This is a genomic window from Bradyrhizobium genomosp. I (2014), assembly GCF_000261685.1.
Classification (GTDB): domain Bacteria; phylum Pseudomonadota; class Alphaproteobacteria; order Rhizobiales; family Xanthobacteraceae; genus Bradyrhizobium.
Window position 1 is genome coordinate 14,976 of the sequence record NZ_AJQE01000124.1, and the last position, 21,930, is coordinate 36,905.

19 protein-coding genes are annotated in these 21,930 nt (G+C 64.5%); 3 read left to right on the plus strand and 16 right to left on the minus strand.

Annotation, left to right across the window (positions count from 1 at the left end; genetic code table 11):
- The first annotated feature begins 105 nt into the window (after positions 1-105).
- Positions 106-906, plus strand: a complete 801-nt coding sequence (gene fabI / locus IC50_RS11690) for an enoyl-ACP reductase FabI (protein ID WP_035704273.1) — start codon at positions 106-108, stop codon at positions 904-906.
- Between the two features lie 101 nt (positions 907-1,007).
- On the opposite strand, the gene IC50_RS11695 is transcribed toward fabI, so the two are convergent.
- The 4 genes from IC50_RS11695 to IC50_RS11710 form a co-directional block, all read right to left on the minus strand.
- Positions 1,008-1,604 (minus strand): glutathione S-transferase family protein, encoded by a 597-nt coding sequence (locus IC50_RS11695; protein ID WP_035704275.1) that lies wholly within the window; start codon positions 1,602-1,604, stop codon positions 1,008-1,010.
- A gap of 145 nt (positions 1,605-1,749) precedes the next feature.
- Complete coding sequence (locus IC50_RS11700) at positions 1,750-2,583, minus strand: hypothetical protein (RefSeq protein ID WP_035704277.1); 834 nt, start codon at positions 2,581-2,583, stop codon at positions 1,750-1,752.
- Positions 2,584-2,670: 87 nt separating this feature from the next.
- Positions 2,671-3,138, minus strand: a complete 468-nt coding sequence (locus IC50_RS11705) for a GNAT family N-acetyltransferase (protein ID WP_035704280.1) — start codon at positions 3,136-3,138, stop codon at positions 2,671-2,673.
- 6 nt (positions 3,139-3,144) lie between these two features.
- Positions 3,145-4,071: a hydrogen peroxide-inducible genes activator gene (locus IC50_RS11710; protein WP_035704283.1), complete on the minus strand. Its 927-nt coding sequence runs from the start codon at positions 4,069-4,071 to the stop codon at positions 3,145-3,147.
- A gap of 114 nt (positions 4,072-4,185) precedes the next feature.
- On the opposite strand from IC50_RS11710, the gene katG reads away from it, so the two are divergent.
- The gene (gene katG, locus IC50_RS11715; RefSeq protein ID WP_035704284.1) at positions 4,186-6,351 is read left to right on the plus strand and encodes a catalase/peroxidase HPI; all 2,166 of its coding nucleotides are present in this window, start codon (positions 4,186-4,188) and stop codon (positions 6,349-6,351) included.
- A gap of 111 nt (positions 6,352-6,462) precedes the next feature.
- On the opposite strand, the gene pnp is transcribed toward katG, so the two are convergent.
- The 8 genes from pnp to rimP all read right to left on the minus strand — a co-directional run bounded on the left by pnp (position 6,463) and on the right by rimP (position 16,895).
- Complete coding sequence (gene pnp / locus IC50_RS11720; protein WP_035704285.1) at positions 6,463-8,625, minus strand: polyribonucleotide nucleotidyltransferase; 2,163 nt, start codon at positions 8,623-8,625, stop codon at positions 6,463-6,465.
- Positions 8,626-9,001: 376 nt separating this feature from the next.
- A complete protein-coding gene (gene rpsO, locus IC50_RS11725; protein ID WP_028133641.1) occupies positions 9,002-9,271 on the minus strand; it encodes a 30S ribosomal protein S15 in 270 nt (89 codons plus the stop codon).
- Between the two features lie 2 nt (positions 9,272-9,273).
- A complete protein-coding gene (truB, locus tag IC50_RS11730; RefSeq protein ID WP_035704288.1) occupies positions 9,274-10,392 on the minus strand; it encodes a tRNA pseudouridine(55) synthase TruB in 1,119 nt (372 codons plus the stop codon).
- Complete coding sequence (rbfA, locus tag IC50_RS11735; RefSeq protein ID WP_035704290.1) at positions 10,389-10,835, minus strand: 30S ribosome-binding factor RbfA; 447 nt, start codon at positions 10,833-10,835, stop codon at positions 10,389-10,391. Before rbfA ends, truB begins: the two co-directional genes overlap by 4 nt.
- Before the next feature lie 154 nt (positions 10,836-10,989).
- Positions 10,990-13,695, minus strand: coding sequence for a translation initiation factor IF-2 (gene infB / locus IC50_RS11740; protein ID WP_035704293.1), 2,706 nt, complete (start codon positions 13,693-13,695; stop codon positions 10,990-10,992).
- Positions 13,696-13,765: 70 nt separating this feature from the next.
- On the minus strand, positions 13,766-14,449 hold the full coding sequence (locus IC50_RS11745; protein WP_035704296.1) for an RNA-binding protein: 684 nt from the start codon (positions 14,447-14,449) through the stop codon (positions 13,766-13,768).
- 77 nt (positions 14,450-14,526) lie between these two features.
- Positions 14,527-16,137, minus strand: a complete 1,611-nt coding sequence (nusA, locus tag IC50_RS11750; protein WP_035704299.1) for a transcription termination factor NusA — start codon at positions 16,135-16,137, stop codon at positions 14,527-14,529.
- A 2-nt stretch (positions 16,138-16,139) separates the two neighbouring features.
- Positions 16,140-16,895, minus strand: a complete 756-nt coding sequence (gene rimP, locus IC50_RS11755) for a ribosome maturation factor RimP (protein WP_035704302.1) — start codon at positions 16,893-16,895, stop codon at positions 16,140-16,142.
- Between the two features lie 369 nt (positions 16,896-17,264).
- Here rimP and IC50_RS11760 point away from each other — a divergent pair, with 369 nt between their 5' ends.
- Positions 17,265-18,347 (plus strand): DUF2336 domain-containing protein, encoded by a 1,083-nt coding sequence (locus IC50_RS11760; RefSeq protein WP_035704304.1) that lies wholly within the window; start codon positions 17,265-17,267, stop codon positions 18,345-18,347.
- On the opposite strand, the gene trmB is transcribed toward IC50_RS11760, so the two are convergent.
- From trmB to lnt, 4 genes are all read right to left on the minus strand, one after another.
- On the minus strand, positions 18,348-19,061 hold the full coding sequence (gene trmB, locus IC50_RS11765) for a tRNA (guanosine(46)-N7)-methyltransferase TrmB (RefSeq protein WP_035704307.1): 714 nt from the start codon (positions 19,059-19,061) through the stop codon (positions 18,348-18,350).
- Positions 19,058-20,215, minus strand: a complete 1,158-nt coding sequence (locus IC50_RS11770) for a M20 family metallopeptidase (protein WP_035704309.1) — start codon at positions 20,213-20,215, stop codon at positions 19,058-19,060. Before IC50_RS11770 ends, trmB begins: the two co-directional genes overlap by 4 nt.
- Positions 20,216-20,301: 86 nt before the next feature.
- Positions 20,302-20,715, minus strand: a complete 414-nt coding sequence (locus tag IC50_RS11775) for a helix-turn-helix domain-containing protein (protein WP_018319423.1) — start codon at positions 20,713-20,715, stop codon at positions 20,302-20,304.
- 219 nt (positions 20,716-20,934) lie between these two features.
- Positions 20,935-21,930 (minus strand): apolipoprotein N-acyltransferase (lnt, locus tag IC50_RS11780; RefSeq protein WP_035704316.1); only part of this gene is annotated, 996 nt, incomplete at its 5' end.

Genomic DNA, 21,930 nt, shown 5'->3' on the forward strand with positions numbered 1-21,930 from the left:
GGCATCCAGTACGCCGCGGCTTCTCTATTTATCACGACGGTCTCTGGAATACTGGATCGCCCGCCGGCGCGGGCGATGACGTCGAAAATAGGAGCGATGGCGGCAATGGAAGGTTTGATGCAAGGCAAGCGCGGTCTGATCATGGGCATCGCCAATGATCATTCCATCGCCTGGGGCATGGCGAGGACGCTGCATGCCCACGGAGCGGAGCTCGCCTTCACCTTCCAGGGCGAGGCCCTCGGCAAGCGCGTCAAGCCGCTGGCGGAGCAGCTTGGCGTGGACCTGGTGCTGCCTTGCGACGTCGAGGACATCGCCAGTGTCGATGCCACCTTCGCGGTGCTCCGCGAGAAATGGGGCAATCTCGATTTCGTCATCCATGCAATCGGCTTTGCCGACAAGAACGAGCTGAAGGGTCGCTATGCCGACACCAGCCGCGAGAATTTCTCGCGGACCATGGTGATCTCATGCTTCTCGTTCACGGAGGTCGCAAAACGCGCCGCCGAGCTGATGACGGAAGGCGGCAGCATGATCACGCTGACGTTCGGCGCATCGGAGCGCGCGATGCCGAATTACAATGTGATGGGCGTGGCCAAGGCGGCGCTGGAAGCCTCCGTGCGCTATCTCGCCGCCGATTTCGGACCGCGCGGCATCCGCGTCAACGCCATCTCCGCCGGCCCCATCCGCACGCTCGCCGGCTCCGGCATCGGCGAGGCGCGGGCGATGTTCGCCTTCATGCAGAAGCATTCGCCGCTCCGCCGCGGCGTCACGCTCGACGACCTCGGCGGCTCCGCGCTGTATCTGTTGTCGGATCTCTCCGGCGGCGTGACCGGCGAGGTTCATTACGTCGATTCCGGCTACAACATCGTCCTGATGCCGCGGCCAGACGATTTGAAGGCGCCGGACTAGAGCCATTTCCGTTCCGATGGAATCGGAACGGGGCTCTAGGCTCTTGTTTTTGACGCGTTTTCTTGACGCGAACTGGCGTCCACTTCGCTCGAAAACGCGCTCTAGCCTGCCGCGATCGCCTCCGCGCGCTGGAACGCCGGGCGTACCATGCAACGCGCGAGATAAGCCTCGAAGGCCGGGCGCGACGGCACCATCTTGAACAGCCGCACCGCGAAATTCAGGCCGGAGCCGACCGCGATGTCGGCGGCGGAAAATTCCTCGCCGAGAATCCACGGTCCCTTCGCGAGCGCAGCCTCCAGCACGTCGAAGACTTGGGTTGCGCTGCCCCACGCGGCGGTCGAGGTCGGAATCTCGATCTTGGTGAAAATCTGGATGATGGCGGGCTCGATGCAGCCCGGCGAGAAGAACAGCCATTGCAGATAGCGCGCGCGGCGCGGATCGGTCACGGCGGGCGCCAGCTTCGTCTCGGGATAGCGGTCGGCGATGTAGGCGCAGATGGCCGCGGCTTCCCCGAGCGCCGCATCGCCGTCGGTCAGCGCCGGCACCTTGCCCATCGGATTGATCTTGAGATAGTCCGGCGCCTTCTGCGCGCCGGTCGAGATGTCGGTCAGCACGCGCTCATAGGGCAGGCCGCTCTCCTCCATCAGCCAGAGCGTCGAGAACGAGCGCGAGCGGGGCGACCAATAGAGCTTGATCATGCAAGCGGACCTTCCACAGGTGTAAGAGACAAGGCTCATTCATTGCTTGTTTGCTTTGAATCCGCAACGCACTACGCCTGGGCGGAGACGGCGTTCCGCGGGCGACATCTGGGTCAACTCGAACGAGTTCAGCGAATCGATCGCGTTAGTCTTCCTTTAGATAGCCGGGGAGGCTCCGGTCGAGCCTTTCTAAGACGAGCGCACGCGTTCTCTCGCGCAACGCCGCGTTGGTCGAAGCTGTCTCGGGCGGATCTGGGAACAGCGAATTGTCGAGCTTCGTGATCGGGTCTTCAAACAGACGCATGCTTGTGGCGAGGTTCGCGCCGATATCCGTAAGGGGACGCTTGATCTGTTCGTAGCTGCGGCCGTCAATCAGCGTGATTGCAACATTGGCGAAAAGGTGTGAGTGCCGAATCAAGCTGCCGAGCCCCTGGTTGTAGGTGCCGATGCCGTTCAGCGTCATGTTCGAGTTCGGCAGCTTCGTCTTGAAAGTGGTTGCGACGAGATAGCGATCGCAATTCGCATTCGCGGTGAACCCCTTCACGATCACCGGCAGAGTCTCTTTGGGGTCCGGGAAGAAGATCGCCTTCGCATGATAGAAGGGATCGAAGGCGCCCTTGGGATAAGCGATCCTGCGTATCGAGGAATCGTTGTTCGTTGACGCGCGCACGCGCGCAAAAACGAGATCATCCAGGCCCCAGTCGATCGGGACCTCTTTTGCTTCCGCCTCGAAGATTGTGACGCCGAACTTCTGTACGGAGTAATGCTCGCCGATTGCCGAGATTACGCCGAGACGGCACGGACCGCTGTTCATCTGCTCGGCCGATTTGACTGCCGCAGCTTTCGGCTTCGTCGCCGCTTTCTTGACGGTCGGCTTTGAGAGAGGCGTGGGTGGCGCGGTGGTCGCAGGAGGAGTTTGAACTGCTGCCAGAGCTAGAGAAGACAGCAAAACGATCGCGGGAGCAGCAAATCGAATCATGGATTCCAGGGCATCAGCAGCGGGAGAATATCGATCACGCCACCCTAGATTAGGACGGTGACAACCGCAAGCTGCACCCGCGTGCCGCTACCTATCCGTTGGCCGCTGTCGCTTCCACCGGTAATACTTCATCACGAACCCGTTCGACGGCTCGACCTCTTCCTTCTCAAACACAAAGCCTTCGCGCTCGTACCAGCGCCAGGCTTTTTCGTTCTCGCGCACGCAACGCAAGTACATTTCATCGGGCATCTGCGTCCGCGTGAACGCGAGCAGTTGCCGTCCGAGCGATTGACCCTGATAGGCGGGCGCGACGAAGAGCATGTCGAGATAGAGCTTGGGCAGATGCAGTGCCAGCATCGCAGCGATCGTGCCGTTGTCGTCGGCGACGAACAGGCTCCAGCCGTTGTCGATCTCGCGCCTGATCCGCGCGCGCAAATTGGCCAGCAGGAAGTCGGTCGGCTCGGCAAGCCCGGTCGAGACCCAGCTCTCCATCCATACGCGGCCGATCTCGTCGTATTCGTCCGGGCGGGCGGAGCGGATGAAGGGATTTGACATCTGGCCTCAAGCTCGATGGTTGCGTACGCTCTGGCGCGCGCGCACCTTGCCGGCCGACAGGCACACCACCTCGGAAATCTGCAGCAGCTGCCGCGCCAGCGGGCTGGTCTTGCGCCAGATCATGCCGATGGTGCGGGACGGCTCGGGGTCACGGAAGCGCGCCAGCGAGACCGAGGCCGATCGCGTCTCCACCGGTACCGCCATCTCCGGGATCAAGGTGACTCCGATGCCGGCGCTGACCATCTGCACCAGTGTCGAGAGTGAATTGGCATCCAGCATCTCGCGCGGCGGTGCCGATTGCATGTTGCAGAAGGAGAGCGCCTGGTCGCGGAAGCAGTGCCCCTCCTCGAGCAGTAGAAGCCGCATCTCGCGCATCATCTCGCGCGACGGCACCGGCGTGCCTTCATCCGCGCCCGGCCGCACCAGCAAAAATTTCTCCTCGAACAGGGCGACCTCGGTGAGCGAAGGCTCCGACACCGGCAGCGCCACGATGGCGGTGTCGAGCCGGCCCTCGACGAGCTCCTGGATCAGCCGCGGCGTCATGGTTTCACGCACGCGGATGTCGAGCTCCGGATGCATGCGCGTGAGATTCTTGGTGATCTTCGGCAGGAGGTAGGGCGCGATGGTCGGGATCATGCCGATGCGTAAGCGGCCCGCGAAACGATCCTGCGAGGCGCGGGCGAAATCGCCGAGCTCATCGACCGAGCGCAAAATGTCGCGGACGCGCTGCGCGAGTTCCTCGCCGAACCGGGTCAGCGCCACCTGGCGCGCGCTGCGTTCCAGCAGCAGGCCGCCGAGCGCTTCCTCCAACTCCTTGATCTGCATCGACAAGGCCGGTTGCGAGATGGAGCAGGCCTCGGCCGCGCGGCCGAAATGACCGTGACGCGCCAGCGCATCGAAATACCGGAGCTGCCGCAGAGTGACGTTGAGCATCAGAAAATCTTATTGCAGCGATCATTAAAGTCAACTTCACCTGATCGAACGCGGAGCTTAGAGTGGTTCTACCTGGTCAAGGGCGCGAGTTCGACGCCGCCAGAGGAGGTATTCATGGACGACACTTCGAAGTGCCCGTTTTCGGGCGGAAAACCCACGCGCGTGAACCGCGACTGGTGGCCGACGCAGCTCAACGTCGAGGTGCTGCACAAGAATTCCGACCTGTCCGACCCGATGGGCAAGGAATTCGACTATGCCAAGGAATTCAAGTCGCTCGACCTGAATGCGGTCATCAAGGACCTGACCGCTCTGATGACAGACTCGCAGGAATGGTGGCCCGCCGACTTCGGTCATTACGGCGGCCTCATGATCCGGATGGCCTGGCACAGCGCGGGCACCTACCGCATCACCGACGGTCGCGGTGGTGCCGGCGCCGGTCAGCAGCGCTTCGCTCCGCTGAACAGCTGGCCCGACAACGCCAACCTCGACAAGGCGCGCCGGCTGCTTTGGCCGATCAAGCAGAAATACGGCCGCAAGATTTCCTGGGCCGATCTGATGGTGCTCGCCGGCAACGTCGCGCTGGAATCGATGGGCTTCAAGACGTTTGGTTTTGCGGGTGGCCGCGCCGACGTCTGGGAGCCGGAAGAGCTCTATTGGGGTCCGGAAGGCACCTGGCTCGGCGATGAGCGCTACAGCGGTGAGCGTCAGCTCGCCGAGCCGCTCGGCGCGGTGCAGATGGGCCTCATCTACGTCAATCCGGAAGGCCCGAACGGCAAGCCGGATCCGGTCGCCGCGGCCAAGGACATCCGCGAGACCTTCGCCCGCATGGCGATGAACGACGAAGAGACCGTCGCGCTGATCGCGGGCGGCCACACCTTCGGCAAGACCCATGGCGCGGGTGACCCGTCGCTGGTCGGTCCCGAGCCGGAAGCGGGCGCGCTGGAAGATCAGGGCCTCGGCTGGAAGAGCAAGCACGCGTCGGGTCTCGCGGGGGATTCCATCACCAGCGGTCTCGAGGTGACCTGGACGACGACGCCGACGAAGTGGAGCAACAACTTCTTCGAGAACCTGTTCAAGTACGAATGGGAGCTGACGAAGAGCCCGGGCGGCGCGAATCAGTGGACGGCCAAGGGCGCCGACGCGATCATTCCCGATGCTTTCGACAAGTCGAAGAAGCATCGCCCGACGATGCTGACGACCGACCTCTCGCTGCGCTTCGATCCGGCCTACGAGAAGATCTCGCGCCGCTTCCTGGAAAACCCCGATCAGTTCGCGGACGCCTTCGCCCGCGCCTGGTTCAAGCTGACCCATCGCGATATGGGCCCGATCCAGCGTTATCTCGGCCCGCTGGTGCCGAAGGAAGCGCTGATCTGGCAGGATCGGATTCCGGCCGTGAATCACGAGCTGGTTGGCGACCAGGACGTCGCGGCGCTGAAGAGCAAGATCCTGGCGTCGGGCCTCTCGGTGTCCGAGCTGGTCTCGACCGCCTGGGCGTCGGCTTCGACGTTCCGTGGTTCGGACAAGCGCGGCGGCGCCAACGGCGCGCGCATCCGCCTGGCCCCGCAGAAGGATTGGGAGGTGAACCAGCCGGCTCAGCTCTCCAAGGTTCTCGGCAAGCTCGAAGCGATCCAGAAGCACTTCAACGCGTCGTCAGGCGCGAAGAAGGTCTCGCTCGCGGACCTCATCGTCCTCGGCGGCACGGCTGCGGTCGAGAAGGCCGCGAAGGATGGCGGCGTCGACGTCAAGGTCGGCTTCACGCCGGGCCGCATGGATGCCTCGCAGGAGCAGACCGATGCGGAGTCCTTCGCGCCGCTCGAGCCGCGGGCCGACGGCTTCCGCAACTATGTCGGCAAGAAGCATCAGTTCCTGCAGGAGGAGGAAGCCCTCGTCGATCGCGCGCAGCTTCTGAAGCTGACCGGACCTGAGCTGACGGTGCTGGTCGGCGGCCTGCGCGTGCTCGGCGCCAACGCAAACGGCTCGAAGCACGGCGTCCTCACGTCGAAGGTGGGTACGCTCAGCAACGACTTCTTCGTCAACCTGCTCGACATGAGCACGCAATGGACGCCGGTCGCCGACGGCAGCTACGAGGCACGCGACCGCAAGACCAATGCGGTGAAGTGGACCGGCACGCGCGCCGATCTCATCTTCGGCGCGCACTCGCAGCTCCGCGCCTTCGCCGAGGTCTATGCGACCTCGGATTCGAAGGAGAAGTTCGCGCAGGACTTCGCCAAGGCCTGGACCAAGGTGATGAACCTCGACCGCTACGATATCGTGGCGTGAGGCCGGTTCCCCTCTCCCGCTTGCGTGAGAGGGGGCGCAGATCGCCCGGAGCGAACACAAAAAAGGGCGGCCTTTCGGCCGCCCTTCGTATTTCTGGCAAAGTCCCGAGGCTTACTCGCCGGCCGCTTCGCGCGGAGCGTTCTCGCCCTCGGCGGCCTTCTCCTTGGCCTCGAGGTCCTCGCCTGTGGTCTGATCGACCACCTTCATCGACAGGCGGGTCTTGCCGCGGTCGTCGAAGCCGAGCAGCTTGACCTTGACCTTGTCGCCTTCCTTGACGACGTCGGAGGTCTTCTGCACGCGGTTGGCCGCGAGCTGGCTGATGTGGACGAGGCCGTCCTTGGAGCCGAAGAAGTTCACGAAGGCGCCGAATTCCATCACCTTGACGACGGTGCCGTCATAGATCTGGCCGACTTCCGGCTCTGACGCGATCGACTTGATCCACTTGATCGCGGCCTTCATGGCTTCGCCGTCGCTGGAGGCGACCTTCACGGTGCCGTCGTCCTCGATGTTGACCTTGGCGCCGGTCTTCTCGACGATCTCGCGGATCACCTTGCCGCCGGTGCCGATCACTTCGCGGATCTTGTCGGTCGGGATCTTGAAGGTCTCGATGCGCGGCGCATATTCGCCGAGCTCGGCGCGGGCCGCGGTGAGGGCCTTGGCCATCTCGCCGAGGATGTGGATGCGGCCGTCCTTGGCCTGGCCAAGGGCGACGCGCATGATCTCTTCGGTGATACCCTCGATCTTGATGTCCATCTGGAGCGAGGTGATACCCGCTTCCGTGCCGGCCACCTTGAAGTCCATGTCGCCGAGATGGTCCTCGTCACCGAGGATGTCCGAGAGAACCGCAAATCGCTTGTCCTCGAGGATCAAGCCCATCGCGATGCCCGCGGTCGGCCGCTTCAACGGCACGCCCGCATCCATCAGCGCCAGCGAGGCGCCGCAGACCGATGCCATCGACGAGGAGCCGTTGGATTCGGTGATCTCCGAGACCACGCGCACCGTGTAGGGGAACTCGTGATGCGGCGGCAGCACCGGATGGATCGCGCGCCAGGCGAGCTTGCCGTGGCCGATCTCGCGGCGCTTGGTGCCGCCGAGGCGGCCGGTCTCACCGACCGAATAGGGCGGGAAGTTGTAGTGCAGCAGGAACGTTTCCTTGTACGTTCCCGACAGCGCGTCGATGTACTGCTCGTCCTCGCCGGTGCCGAGCGTGGTCACGACCATCGCCTGGGTCTCGCCGCGGGTGAACAGCGCCGAACCGTGGGCGCGGGGCAGCACACCGACTTCGGCAATGATGTTGCGGACCGTCTTGCTGTCGCGGCCGTCGATGCGCTTGCCGGTGTCCAGGATGTTCCAGCGAACGATCTTGGCTTCCAATTCCTTGAACACGCCAGCGACGCGGAGCTTGTCGTATTTCGGCTCCTGCCCTTCCGGGAAGTAATGGGCGATCACCTTTTCCTTGACCTTGCCGACCGCGGCGTAGCGATCCTGCTTGACGGGAATCGCGTAGGCGGCGCGCAGCTCCTGCTCGACGAGGCCGAGCATCTCCTTCTCGAGCGCGGCGTTGTCGATCACGGTGACTTCGCGCGGCTCCTTGGCGGCCTTCTCGGCGAGTTCGATGATCGCGTTGATCACCGGCTGGAAGTGGCGGTGACCGAACATCACGGCGCCGAGCATGATGTCTTCGTTCAACTCCTTGGCTTCCGATTCCACCATCAGCACGGCGTCGGCGGTGCCGGCAACGACGAGGTCGAGCTGGGTGTCGACCATCTCGTCGAGCGTCGGGTTGAGGATGAATTCGTCATTGGCGAAGCCGACGCGGGCCGCGCCGATCGGACCCTTGAACGGGGCGCCGGACAGGGTCAGCGCAGCGGACGATGCAACCAGCGCGACGATATCCGGGTCGTTCTCCATGTCGTGCGACAGCACGGTGGCGATCACCTGGGTCTCGTTGCGCCAGCCGTCGACGAACAGCGGGCGGATCGGACGGTCGATCAGGCGGGAGACCAGCGTCTCCTTCTCGGTCGGACGGCCCTCGCGCTTGAAATAGCCGCCGGGGATGCGGCCCGCAGCGTAGGTCTTCTCCTGGTAGTCGACGGTCAGCGGCAGGAAGTCGACACCCTCGCGCGGGGCCTTCGCCGCGACGACGGTGGCGAGCACCACGGTCTCGCCATAGGTGGCGACGACGGCGCCGTCGGCCTGGCGGGCGATCTTGCCGGTTTCGAGCTTGAGTGGGCGTCCGCCCCAGTCGATCTCGACTGAATGCTTATTGAACATAGTGGTCTTCTTTCATGGGTTCTCGAAAGAAGGGACGCGTCGAAAAACAAAAACCATGCGCAAGATTGCGGGACGCTGATCGGAGCTGATGATCAGCGTCCTGCGATCCTGCCATGGTTTTTGGATTTCGGATGGCGTCCATCCTTTCGGGTCATACGGGCGCCTTGCCCGTTGTGCCCAGCCGCCGGATTGCTGCTGGACTGTCAGTCGGCACGAACGCGAACACCGAACCGCGGTCTTCACTCTTCATGCCCGGATGCGAGTCCTCGACGATCCGCATCCGACGCGCACGCAGCCTCGATCAAAAACCGTTAAGGAAGCGCTTTCGTTCGAAACCACACGCGAAAACGCGCGCCAGTGGCGCGCGCAGGAACACTTAACGACGAATATTGTGCTTCTCGAGCAGCGCCTTGTATCGCGCCTCGTCCTTCTTCTTGAGGTAGTCGAGGAGCGAGCGGCGGGTCGAGACCAGCTTCAAGAGGCCGCGACGCGAATGGTTGTCCTTCACGTGGGTCTTGAAATGGCTGGTGAGGTTGTTGATGCGTTCCGACAGGATCGCGACCTGAACCTCGGGCGAGCCGGTGTCACCGGCCTTGGTGGCATTCGTCTTGATGACTTCCGCTTTGCGTTCTGCGGCAATCGACATCGTCAATTTCTCTCGTTGCGACCGGAGCTGGCAGTCAGGCCGGTCAGGTTGAACACACGCTTGGGGATGATTTCGCCATTGCCGACTTCAGCAAGCGCGAGAAGCCGGCCTGCCACCGTGACATAGACTGTGCCGCTACAAGTGGGCGCATCCCGTCCGCGCAACAAAACGGCTTGGCCCCGATGGAGCCTTGCCGCATCAGCCCGAGTGACGGCCAGTGCCGGGATGTCGTCCAGCGCGGTCTCAACGGGCAAAAGCGCGTCGGCGAGGCTGCCCTCGCCGGACGCGGCTCTATCGCACAAAGCCTCCAGCTGATCCAGCGGAATCATGTCGTTTTCGCCAAATGGGCCGACCAGGGTCCGCCGAAGCGCGCAAATATGGCCGAAAGTGCCGAGAATCCGGCCCATATCGCGGGCCAGCGCACGGACATAGGTGCCCTTGCCGCATTCGGCCTCGAACACGGCGTGGTCGTTATCCGGTTGATCCACAAGGGTTAAGTGGTGAATCTCGACCGGGCGGGGCGCCAGTTCCACGACCTCCCCGTCGCGGGCGAGATCGTAGGCACGCTCGCCCTGGACCTTGATCGCGGAATAGCGCGGCGGGATCTGCTCGATCACCCCGGTGAAGCGGGGCAAGAGGGCCAGGATGGCGTCGCGGGTCGGGCGCTGGTCGGAGGTCGCGGTGACCCGGCCCTCGATGTCGTCGGTGTCGCGCTCCTCGCCCCAGCAGACCGTGAACTGGTAGCGCTTGCGGCCGTCCATGACGAAGGGAACGGTCTTGGTGGCTTCCCCGAGCGCGATCGGCAGCCCGCCCGAGGCGAGCGGATCGAGCGTACCGGCGTGTCCGGCGCGCTTGGCGTTGAACAGGCGCTTGAGCACGGCAACCGCCTGCGTCGAGGTCATGCCGATCGGCTTGTCGAGCACGACCCAGCCGTGGACGTCGCGGCGGTCCCGGCGCGGCTGATTGCCCTTCTGCTGCCTGGCGCGCGGATCGTTGTTGACGCGGCGCTGCTCCTGATGCGGCCGAGCATCGCCCCCCACATCCGTAAAATTATTTTTCTGCGCCTCGCGCTGATCGGCATCGTTGTCGCCGATCGTGCCGTGAGCCGGGTCCATCGTCATTGCTCTTCTTCCCGATCCGAAGCCGGATTCTGTTCCAGATCCTTGTCCAAGTCCTTCTGCACCGCAGGTGTTCGCAAAAGCTTCTCGATCCGTTCCGCTTCGTCGAATCGCTCGTCGACGCGGAAGCGAATGTCAGGTGCAAATTTCAGGTTAACGCGCCGCGCGACCTCGCCGCGCAGGAATTTCTTGTTGCGCTCGAGCGCCGCGATCACGATCTCGGTGTCGCGGCCACCGAGCGGCATCACGTAGACCGTCGCGAGCTTCAGGTCGGGCGACATCCGCACCTCCGGCACGGTGATGATGTGACCTTCGAGGTCTGCATCATGCACATTGCCTTGCGCCAGAATGTCGGCCATCGCGTGGCGGACCTGCTCGCCGACGCGCAACTGACGCTGCGAGCCTCCGCCGGGCCCGGAACCCTTCTTCTGATGGTGGCGTGGCATTCTCGAAAATCACCTTGTCGTGCCCGTGCCGGGACACGGGCATTGTCATTTGTCCTGTTGAAACGAAGAGGGGTGGATGGCCGGAAAAAATCCGGCCATCGCACTCCCGCAATTTCAGTTCAAAAAGATCCGAACGCTTCGGTAAGATTTGGACTTACAGGGAGCGCTGGATCGTCTCCACGCGATAACACTCGATCACGTCACCGGCACGCATGTCGTGATAGCTCTCGAAGGCCATGCCGCATTCCTGGCCGGACTGGACTTCCTTCACTTCGTCCTTGAAGCGCTTGAGCGTCGACAGCTTGCCTTCGTGCACGACGACGTTGTCGCGGATCAGGCGCACATTGGCGCCGCGCTCCACGGTGCCGTCGGTGACGCGGCAGCCGGCGACCTTGCCGACCTTGGAGATGTTGAAGATCTCCAGGATCTCGGCATTGCCCAGCATGGTTTCGCGCAAGGTCGGCGCGAGCAGACCGCTCATCGCCTTCTTCACGTCGTCCACGAGGTCGTAGATGATGTTGTAGTAGCGGATCTCGATGCCGTTGCGCTTGGCGGCCGCAGCGGCTTCCTTGTTGGCACGAACCGAGAAGCCGATGATCGCGGCGTTGAAGCCTTCCGCGAGCGTCACGTCGGATTCCGAGATGCCGCCGACGCCGGCATGCAGGATGCGGGCCGCGACTTCGTCGGTGCCGAGCTTCTCCAGCGAGCCGAGGATCGCTTCCAGCGAGCCCTGCACGTCGGCCTTGACGATCAGCGGGAATTCCTTGCGGCCCGCCGTCTTCAGCTGCGACATCATCTGCTCGAGCGAGCCGCGCATGCCGGAGATCGAAGCTGCCGCGTTCTCGCGCTTCTGGTGCGCACGGTAGCTGGTGACCTGACGGGCGCGGGCTTCGTTCTCGACCACCGCGAGACGATCGCCGGCCTCCGGCGGACCGTTGAAGCCGAGCACTTCGACCGGCACCGAGGGACCGGCCTCCTGCACCGTCTCGCCCTGATCGGAGATCAAGGCGCGGACACGGCCCATTTCCGCTCCGGCGACGATGATGTCTCCGACCCGGAGCGTGCCGCGTTGCACCAGCACGGTCGCGACCGGACCGCGGCCGCGATCGAGCTTGGCCTCGATCACGGTGCCTTCGGCCGGACGATGCGAATTGGTCTTCAGGTCGAGGATTTCGGCCTGGAGGGCGATCATCTCGAGCAGCTTGTCGAGATTGGTCTTGTTCTTGGCGGACACCTCGACGTCGACGACCTCGCCGCCGAAGGACTCCACCTGCACCTCGTGCTGGAGCAGCTCGGTGCGCACGCGCTCGGGCCTGGCGTCGGGCTTGTCGATCTTGTTGATGGCAACGATGATCGGCACCCGCGCCGCCTTGGCGTGGTTGATGGCTTCGACCGTCTGCGGCATCACGCCGTCGTCGGCTGCGACCACCAGCACGACGATGTCGGTGACCTTGGCGCCGCGAGCGCGCATCGCGGTGAACGCGGCGTGGCCGGGCGTGTCGATGAAGGTGATCTTCTTGCCGCTTTCGGGCGACACCACCTGATAGGCGCCGATGTGCTGGGTGATGCCGCCGGCCTCGCCGGAGACGACGTTGGCGTGGCGGAGCGCATCGAGCAGCGAAGTCTTGCCGTGATCGACGTGACCCATGACGGTCACGACGGGCGAGCGCGTCTCGGTATCGGTGGAATCGTCGACGGTGTCGAACAGGCCTTCTTCGACGTCCGATGCCGCAACGCGCTTGACGGTGTGGCCCAGTTCTTCGGCGATCAGCTGCGCGGTGTCGGCGTCGATCACGTCGGTGATCTTGTGCATCGCGCCCTGCTTCATCAGCATGCGGATGACGTCGACCGCGCGCTCGGCCATGCGGTTGGCGAGCTCCTGGATGGTGATCGCTTCCGGAATGACCACCTCGCGGATGAGCTTTTCCTTCGGCTCGTTCGAGGCGTGGCCCTTCAGGCGCTGGGTGCGGCGGCGGAACGAGGCGATCGAGCGCTCGCGCACCTCGTCGGCGTTGAGCGCGGTGACCACGGTGAGACGGCCGCGCTCCTTCTGCGGGCCGGGCTTGTGGGTGGTCTTCGGGGGAGGCGCGGGACGCGCGGCGCCGCCGGGACCGCGACGGATCTGGCGCGGAGCCTCTTCCTCATCAGGCTCGGCCGCAACTGCGGGGCCGCGGCCAGCCGGTCCACCCGGACGCTGCGCGGTGGTTGTTGCAGGCCGCGCCGGCGTCGTTCCCGGGCGTGCCGTCGTGGTGCCGGGCCGCGCCGCGGGTGCGCCGGGCCGCGGCGCAGGAGCGGCCGGGGCCGCCGTTGCGGGACGCGCGGCGGACGGCTGCTCGCCCTCTCCAAAACGCTTCTTGGCCTCGGTCTCGGCCTTCCGCTTGGCCTCGTCCTCATGGCGATGGCGTTCGTCCTCGGCCTTGCGGCGGGCCTCGGCTGCTTCGCGCTCCGCGCGTTCGGCGGCTTCGCGGACGGCACGGCGCTGGGCCTCTTCCTCGGCCTGGCGGCGCTCCTCGACCTCGCGCAGCTTGGCATCGGCCAGCGCGCTGGCGCGGGCCGAACGCTCATCCTCGGTCAGGGTGCGCAGCACCACGCCGGAACCGGCATTGCGAGGCGCGGCGGGCGGCGCCGGGCGCGACGGCGCGGCGGGTGCGGCCGGCGCCGGCTTTGCAGTGACCTCAGGCGCGTGCGGCTCGGGGCCATCGCCAATGCGGCGCTTGCCGCGCTTCTCGACCACGACCTGCTTGCTGCGGCCATGGCTGAAGCTCTGGCGCACGGTACCCGTTTCGACGCGCGGCTTGAGCGATAGCGTCTTGCTCGGAACGCTCAGCTTCTTGTCGCCAGGGGTCTTGGTATCAACCATTCAGCAGTCCTAATCCTGATTTATCAGTGTTGTGCGTTGCCGCACCGTCCAATTGGGTCGTCGTTGTCTCTCAGAAATCCTGGCCGGGCTTTTCGGCAGTCTTGTCATCGTCCGCCATCCGGTATCGGACCAGCATCTGGCTACGTGACAGGAATGACTTGCTCGCCGGGCCCGCGAGCAGGGCAGCATGTATCACATTTGACCGGGTCAGTGCCAAATCCAATTCTACCGATTTCAGTGCGGTAACGACGGGAATCTGCGGTTGGGCACCGCGATCTCCGGCATTTTGACGCGCCAGCATGTCCAATTTGCGGATTCCGTCCGCGGCCCCGTCACTGGCATGGATCAGGACCTCGACCGTTCCTTCCCGAAGGGCGCTCTCGACCTTGCCGAAGCCGGCCACGACCTGCCCCGCCTTGGCGGCGATCCCAAGGGCTTCCGTCACGCTCCGGACCAGGAGTGCCTCGATGTCGGTGGGAAGCGTCTGGGGGGCGCGCAAATCGCGCTTGAAGGCCTTATTGAATTGGTGACGCCGCACGGCTTCCGCAACCACCTTGCGTGAGGCTGTGATCCACATGCCGCGTCCGGGCAGCTTGCGCTTGAGATCGGGAACCACGTCGCCCTGCGGCGACACGACGAAGCGGATCAGCTCGTCGATCGGCCGGACCTCGCGACTGACCGCGCACATGCGCATGGTCGCGGACTTTTCGGTCCGCGGCCCATGGTCGAGTTCGCTGTCAGTGCTGGCGAGCATCCGGGCGACATCCTCCTACGCCTTCCAAGTCGCGTGTTCTCTAAGCAAAACCGGTCTCCACTTTCGCTCAACACGCCTTACGCCGGCTGGTCTTCGGTCGCCTCAGCCTCTTCAGCAGGCTTGGCGAGATCGGCTTCGGTGATCCAGCCGGCCTTGACGCGGGCCTGCATGATCATCGCTTCGGCATCGTCACGGGAGATGTCGATGCCGTCGAGCGCGCCGGCGTGCTTGGTCTGCTCGCCGCCTTCCTTGCGCTCGGTCCAGCCGACCAGGTCGTCGGTGGCGCAGCCTGCGAGGTCGTCGACCGTCTTGATGTCGTTCTCGCCGAACTTCACCAGCATCTTCGAGGTCACGCCGGGCACGTCCTTGAGCGCGTCCTCGACGCCAAGTTCCTTGCGCCTGGCCTCGAGCTCGGCTTCCTGCTGCTCCAGATATTCGCGGGCGCGGTTCTGGAGCTCTTGCGCGGTCTCCTCGTCAAAACCCTCGATGCTGGCGAGTTCCTTGAGGTCCACCATCGCGAGTTCCTCGACCGAGGTGAAGCCTTCGGACGCCAGCAGCTGGCCGACCACTTCGTCGACGTTGAGCGATTCCATGAAGACGCGGGTGGAGTTCTCGAAGTCGGCCTGGCGGCGCTCCGATTCCTCCTGCTCGGTCAGGATGTCGATGTCCCAGCCGGTGAGCTGCGAGGCCAGACGCACGTTCTGGCCGCGGCGGCCGATCGCCAGCGAGAGCTGGTTGTTGGTGTCGGGAACGACGACCTCGATGCGCTCACGGTCCTCGTCGATGACGACCTTGGAGACTTCGGCTGGCGCCAGCGCGTTGACTACGAAGGTCGCGATGTCGGGCGACCAGGGAATGATGTCGATCTTCTCGCCCTGCAGCTCGTTCACCACCGCCTGCACGCGCGAGCCGCGCATGCCGACGCAGGCGCCGACCGGATCCACCGAGGAATCGCGGGAAATCACGCCGATTTTCGCGCGCGAGCCGGGATCGCGGGCCACCGCCTTGATCTCGACGATGCCATCATAGATCTCCGGCACTTCCTGCGCGAACAGCTTCGCCATGAACTGCGGGTGGGTGCGGGAGAGGAAGATCTGCGGGCCTCTCGTCTCGCGGCGGACGTCGAAGATGTAGGCGCGGACGCGGTCGCCGTTGCGGAACACTTCGCGCGGCAGCATCTCGTCGCGGCGGATGATGGCCTCGCCACGGCCGAGATCGACGATCACGCTGCCATATTCGACGCGCTTGACGACGCCGTTGACGATGTCGCCGATGCGGTCCTTGAATTCCTGGTACTGCCGGTCGCGCTCGGCCTCGCGCACCTTCTGCACGATCACCTGCTTGGCCGATTGCGCGGCGATGCGACCATATTCCAGCGGCGGCAGGGTGTCGGCGATGGTGTCGCCGACCTGGGCACCGGGATTGGCGCGCTGCGCGTCGACCAGCGAGATCTGGTTGGAATGATTCTCGACCTTGTCGACCACCAGCATGTGGCGCGACAGCCGCAGCTCGCCTTTCTTCGGGTCGATCTCGGCATGAACGTCAGTTTCACTGCCGTAACGGGCCCGTGCCGCCTTGGCGATGGCGTCTTCCATCGCCGCGATGACGATGCCGCGGTCGATCGATTTCTCGCGTGCGACGGCATCGGCGATCTGAAGCAATTCAAGTCGGTTGGCGCTGACTGCCATGGCTAGTCTCCTTGGTCAGGCTCGGTCTCGCCGCGCCGCGCGCGTTCGGCGGCCAGGCGATGTTGCTTGGTGTTCTTCGGGGCCGGCTTCTTCTTCGGCCTGGTGTTCCTGGTGGTTCTCTCGCTGATCTTCGCGTGCGGTGCCTGTGGCGGTTCGAGACCGAGATTGCGGCGCATCTCGCGCGCCTCGGCCTTGCCGCGGCGCATCGATTCGGCAATCAGCTCGTCGGTCAGCACCAGCCGGGCCTCGCCGATATCCTCCATGGTCAGGAGAACGTCGGCCTCGTCGCCCGCCTTGACGTCGTCGCGATGCAGATGCACGCGGTCGCCTTCGACGGCACCGAGCGCGCCGCGGAAACGCTTCCGCCCCTCATGCGCGACCGCCATCTCGACCTTCACCAGATGCCCAAAATAGCGCTCGAAATCGGAGCGCCGCACCAGCGGACGGTCGATCCCCGGCGAGGAGATCTCCAGCCGGTAGGCGCGATCGATGGGATCGGCGACGTCGAGCACGGGCGACAATGCCCGCGAGATCGCTTCGCAATCCTCGATCTGCATCGAGCCGTCCGGTCGCTCGGCCATGATCTGCACGGTGCAGCCGGCTTCCCCCGAAATGCGGATCCGCACCAGGCGATAGCCCATGCCCTGGAGCACGGGAGCCGCGACCGCCGACACCCGTGCCGCGACGCCCGGCTCGACCACGAGCCGCGGCTCGGCCAGCAATTCGGCATCCGTGGAACCAGGGTTCGGTTCGGTCATGTCCAGGGTCAGGGCGCTCGTTGGTTAAGGCTTGGGTTAAGGCTTGGTTACGACTTCAAAGCCCGTTTCGGAACTCTCCCGACAGCGTCGGGCCGCATCTCCCACCAAGCCGCCTTCAGGTAATAAAAAAGAGCGGGTCCTTTCGGGCCCACTCTCACTACGCGGATCGTATGAGAAGATGAATTGGCGCTGATATAGCGCTTTCCGTCCGCCCGGACAAGGCCCATTGCGGCGGGAACGGGGGCTTTTTGCGCCGATCCGCGAACCCTGCGCAACGCTTCTTTCATCAAGCAGGCCTAAATTCCCCGATCGTGGGGCGGCTTGAACCAAGGGCGCACCCGCGGCGTGCCCCGTTCGAGTTGCGTTTTCATGACCGTTGCCACGTCGCTCATTCCTGGATTGGACGATATCGTCAAACGCGGCGATCCGCGGCGACGCGGAGAGATCGCGCGTGCCATCGCCCAGTTGTTCTTCCAGGATGCGGAGAAGCTCCGCCCCGAGTTGATCGATCTCTTCGACAATCTCCTGATCGACCTCGTCCCGCATGCCGAGCTGGCCTCGCGCGTCGATCTGGCCGAGCGCTTCTCGCGCCTGAACAACGCGCCGCCGCACCTGGTCAATCAGCTCGCGCGCGAGAACGAGATCATGGTGGCCGGTCCCGTGCTGCGCCGCTCGCCAGTGCTCGACGATGCGGCTCTTGTCGAGATCGCGCGCTTGAAAGGCCAGGGCCATCTCCTGGCGATGACGGAGCGCCCCGCGCTGTCTCCCGTCGTCACCGACGTGCTGGTCGAGCGCGGCGATCGCGACGTGGTGCGCCGCGCCGCGGGCAATGCCGGTGCGGCGTTCTCACCAGGCAGCTATTCCGAGATGATCAAGCGCGCGGCGCAGGACGGCGTGCTGACGCTCAAGATCGGCCAGCGCAATGACCTTTCCGGCGAGCACCTGAAACAGCTTCTCGACGGGACGCTCGACGTCATCCGCCGCCGACTCTCCAGCGTGGTCCATCCCACGCGCCAAGTCGAGATCAAGCGCGCGATGGCGGCGATCGAGGAGGCCGCGCTGCCGCCGGGGCCGCGACGCGATTTTTCGGGCGCGCAGCGCACGGTGCTCGCGCTGCATCGCGAGGGCCATCTCGGCGAGAGCGCGCTGCTCGGTTTCGCCAAGGCGCACAAATACGAGGAATCGATCGCCTCGCTGTCGGCGATGTCCGGCGTTCGCCTCTCGATCCTCGATCGCCTGATCGCGGGCGACCGCTACGATCCGCTTCTGATCTTGGGCCGCGTGCTCAATCTCGGCTGGCCCACGGTGCGCGCGCTCATCCTGCTCTGGTACGGCCCGCAACGCACGCCGACCGATGCCGACATCGAGGTCGCGCGCGCAAACTTCACGCGCCTGATGCCCGCGACCGCCGAACGCGTCGTGAATTTCTGGCGCAACCGGCGGACGATCTGACTAACCGACCCGCCTGAACCTCAAATAGGCCGCCCTGCGTCCTTCCCGTGCGGCCTTCCGGCCGTAGCGTGTCATGGTGTAGCCCGGCCATGGCTGGCGGAAATCATCGGCGCGCTCGGCAAGCCAGACGAAGTCCTGCGAGCGCGCAAGATGCGACAGCGTCCAGGCGCAGTAGTCGTCGATGTCGCAGACGAAGCGGAATTCGCCGCCGCTCCGGAGCACGCGCGCCATTGCGGCGATCGTCCGGTCCTGGACGAAACGCCGCTTCCAGTGCCGTCGCTTCGGCCAGGGATCGGGGTGGATCAGGTCGATCCTCGACAGCGAATCCTTCGGGAGCCAGGCCAGCAGTTCGGCAGCATCGCCGGCGAAAAGGCGGATGTTGCCGATGTTGGCGACCTCGATCTGCGCGAGGATTTTCGCCATGCCGTTGACATAGGGCTCGCAGCCGATGAAGCCGGTCGCGGGGAAGTTCTTCGCCTCGGCCGCAAGATGCTCGCCGCCGCCGAAGCCGATCTCGAGCCTGACATCTTCGGCTACAGGGGCGAAGATCGCGCGAGCATCCGCCGGCATCTCGCGGTCGATGTCGAGCGCAAGATGCGGCAGCAGATGATCGATCAGCTCGGCCTGGTGCTGCCTGAGCTTGTGGCCCTTGCGGCGTCCGAAGAAGGCGCGCTCGCTGTCCTCGCTATCGGGGTCTGACTTGCGTTCGCTCATCGCAGCGTCTGATAGAGGCGATGGAGCAGCCGCGCGCGCGGCGCGAGCGACGAGACATAGAGCTGCTCATAATGGGTGTGCGCGCCCTTGCCGTCGACCCCGAGCCCGTCCAGCGTCGCGGTGTGCGCGGCGGTGAAATTGCCGTCCGAGCCGCCGCCCGTATGCGTGTCGATCAGCTCGAAGCCGATCTCCGTGGCGAGTGTCTTCGCATGCTCGTACAGCGAGGCGCCGGCATTGCTCTTCTCGTAAGGCGGACGATTGAGCTCGCCGGTGACCGTGACGGTGACGCCGTCCGTCTTCGAAGTCAGGGCGAGAATCCTGCCGACGAACTCGTCTGCGTCCTCGAAGCTCAGCACGCGCAGGTCGACTTCGGCATAGGCCTCCTCCGGAGTGACGTTGGGACGCGTGCCCCCGCGCACCACGCCGACATTGACGGTGACGCCGCGCGTCAGATCGTTCATCCCTTCCAGTGCCAGGATGACGTTGCCGAGCTCGCGGACGGCGCTGCGGCCGTCTTCGGGCCGGGAGCCGGCATGCGCGGGCACGCCCTTGATGAACACCTGGAAGCGTCCGACGCCCTTGCGTCCGGTGACGATCTTGCCGCCGTCACGCGCCGGCTCCGTCACCAGCACATATTTGGCCTTGCGTCCCTCCCGCTCGATCAGCGCGCGGGAGGTGGGGCTGCCGATCTCCTCGTCGGAGGTGAACAGGTGCGTGATGCCGAGCGGCGAGCGATCGGCCGTTGCACAAAGCGCGCGAAAGGCGTGATGGGCGATGTAGGCGCCGCCCTTCATGTCGTAGATGCCGGGACCGAACGCGACGTCGCCTTCGACCCTGAACGGCAGTCGCTCGATGAATCCGATCGGATGAACGGTATCGAGGTGGCTCAGTACCAGGATGCCTGGCCGGTCCTGACCCCAATTCGTGCGCGCCATGAGATGATCGCCGCAGCCGTCCACGCCGGCGATGCGCTCGAGCGTGACAGGCAGATCGCGGTATTGCTCCGCGACCAATGAGACCAGCTTGTTGACCTGTTGAGGCGCTTCCGTCGGCGTCTCGATCTCCACCCAGCGGCGGATGCCATCGAGGATAGTTTGAGAATCGAACCAATTGGAGTCGGTCATGGACGCATCTGTGCCTATGTATTGCATCATCGAAGCGGACGCGCATCGAGGCGCGGTCATAAATGACGACATAGGCCAGATTTGCTGCAGTCTCAAATCGCCATGGAGATGGCGCTTCAGCGCTTGTCCGGGCCTTCGCGAGCCGCAATCTGCTCGACGAGATCGACGATCGAACGGCGCATCTTCGAATCGGTGATTCGCGTGAACGCCTTGGTCAAGGCGAGCCCTTCGGAGGTCGCGAGAAAGTCCGAGACGTAGGAAGGCGAAGCGCCTTCGCTGAAGCCATCCGGACCCGGCACGCCGCTCGGGCCACCCTCGAACAGGAATGACACCGGTACCTGGAGAATCTCGGCGATCTGCTGGATGCGGCTCGCGCCCACCCGGTTGGTGCCTTTCTCGTATTTCTGGATCTGCTGGAAAGTCAGGCCCAAAGCTTCACCGAGTTTCTCCTGGCTCATGCCCAACATGATGCGGCGCATGCGCACGCGACTGCCGACATATTTGTCAACAGGGTTGGGCGCTTTCGACATTTCCTCAGCCCTCCAAACATCACCTTCGGAGCAGTCATCAAGCATGCCCTGGGTGCAACATCGTCAAAATCAAACCCTGTTATTGGGAAACATTGCGGAGAAATTTAGCAATGCACCGCTGTCTTTCGCAGCCGGTGCAGAATGGGGAGCCCGCGTGCAGTCTGTCAACCGTGGGACGACGGTTGTCAAAGGATTCCGGCCGCTTCGCCGGTGGCGCGATCAGGGCTGACGCTTGGCGACGCGTCGGCGGAGCGCCAGGAGCACGGCCACCGCTACGAGCATGGCCGCGGGCACATCACCCACCCGTGCATAGACGGTCGGTGGGATCGCGGCCGGGAGGTTTGCATCCAAAATGCCTTCGATGCCGAGACCCAGGCTCGCGACCGTGCGTCCGACCGGATCGATTACTGCGGAGATGCCGGTATTGGCGGAGCGGACCAGCGGCAATCCGAGTTCGATCGCGCGCATCCGCGACTGCTCCAGATGCTGATAGGGGCCGGTCGAGATGCCGAACCAGCCGTCGTTGGTGAGGTTCACGATCCAGCCCGGGCGTTCGTTGCGTCCAGCCACTTCGCCGGGAAAGATGGCTTCGTAACAGATCAGCGGCAGCGCAGGCGGTGCGCTGGCGACCGGCAACGTGTGCCGCACGGTGCCGGGAATGAAGCCGCCGCGCACACGCGTCAGTTGCTCGAAGCCGAGTTTCTCCATCAACGCCTGGTAGGGAAGAAATTCTCCGAACGGCACCAGATGCATCTTGTCGTAGACTGCGAGCACGCTGCCGTCGTGATCGATCACGTAGATCGAATTGTAGGCGCGCGTGATCGGCGTGCCGCGCGGCAGGTCGGGCGCGCGGACCGACCCCGTGATCAGCACGGTGCCCTTCGGCAGGAGGTCGGCAATTTGCGCCATCGCGTCGGCTTCGCGGGTCAGGAAGAACGGAAAGGCGGATTCCGGCCATATCAAGATGGTGGCATCGCGCACGCCGGTCGACTGCGGGCCGGAGGCGCGGTCCGACAGCGCGAGGTACTTCTTCATCACTTCCGCCTTGGCGGCGTAGTTGAACTTCGCGTCCTGCTGCAGGTTCGGCTGCATCAAGCGCAGCTTGGCGCCGGCGACCATCGTGGTCGGATGCAGCGAGAGGCGGATTGCGCCGAAGATGCTCATGACGACCAGGAGTGCGACGGCGGCCGCCGGCACGCGCCATGGCAGGGGGGG

Coding starts and splice junctions, on each gene's coding strand:
- katG (WP_035704284.1), top strand. CDS start 4,186: ATGGACGACACTTCGAAGTGCCCGTTTTCGGGCGGAAAACCCACGCGC.
- IC50_RS11770 (WP_035704309.1), bottom strand. CDS start 20,215: ATGATGCAATACATAGGCACAGATGCGTCCATGACCGACTCCAATTGG.
- IC50_RS11700 (WP_035704277.1), bottom strand. CDS start 2,583: ATGATTCGATTTGCTGCTCCCGCGATCGTTTTGCTGTCTTCTCTAGCT.
- trmB (WP_035704307.1), bottom strand. CDS start 19,061: ATGAGCGAACGCAAGTCAGACCCCGATAGCGAGGACAGCGAGCGCGCC.
- fabI (WP_035704273.1), top strand. CDS start 106: ATGGAAGGTTTGATGCAAGGCAAGCGCGGTCTGATCATGGGCATCGCC.
- IC50_RS11705 (WP_035704280.1), bottom strand. CDS start 3,138: ATGTCAAATCCCTTCATCCGCTCCGCCCGCCCGGACGAATACGACGAG.
- IC50_RS11745 (WP_035704296.1), bottom strand. CDS start 14,449: ATGCTCGCCAGCACTGACAGCGAACTCGACCATGGGCCGCGGACCGAA.
- IC50_RS11775 (WP_018319423.1), bottom strand. CDS start 20,715: ATGTCGAAAGCGCCCAACCCTGTTGACAAATATGTCGGCAGTCGCGTG.
- nusA (WP_035704299.1), bottom strand. CDS start 16,137: ATGGCAGTCAGCGCCAACCGACTTGAATTGCTTCAGATCGCCGATGCC.
- infB (WP_035704293.1), bottom strand. CDS start 13,695: ATGGTTGATACCAAGACCCCTGGCGACAAGAAGCTGAGCGTTCCGAGC.
- IC50_RS11760 (WP_035704304.1), top strand. CDS start 17,265: ATGACCGTTGCCACGTCGCTCATTCCTGGATTGGACGATATCGTCAAA.
- rbfA (WP_035704290.1), bottom strand. CDS start 10,835: ATGCCACGCCACCATCAGAAGAAGGGTTCCGGGCCCGGCGGAGGCTCG.
- truB (WP_035704288.1), bottom strand. CDS start 10,392: ATGACGATGGACCCGGCTCACGGCACGATCGGCGACAACGATGCCGAT.
- rpsO (WP_028133641.1), bottom strand. CDS start 9,271: ATGTCGATTGCCGCAGAACGCAAAGCGGAAGTCATCAAGACGAATGCC.
- IC50_RS11695 (WP_035704275.1), bottom strand. CDS start 1,604: ATGATCAAGCTCTATTGGTCGCCCCGCTCGCGCTCGTTCTCGACGCTC.
- rimP (WP_035704302.1), bottom strand. CDS start 16,895: ATGACCGAACCGAACCCTGGTTCCACGGATGCCGAATTGCTGGCCGAG.
- IC50_RS11710 (WP_035704283.1), bottom strand. CDS start 4,071: ATGCTCAACGTCACTCTGCGGCAGCTCCGGTATTTCGATGCGCTGGCG.
- pnp (WP_035704285.1), bottom strand. CDS start 8,625: ATGTTCAATAAGCATTCAGTCGAGATCGACTGGGGCGGACGCCCACTC.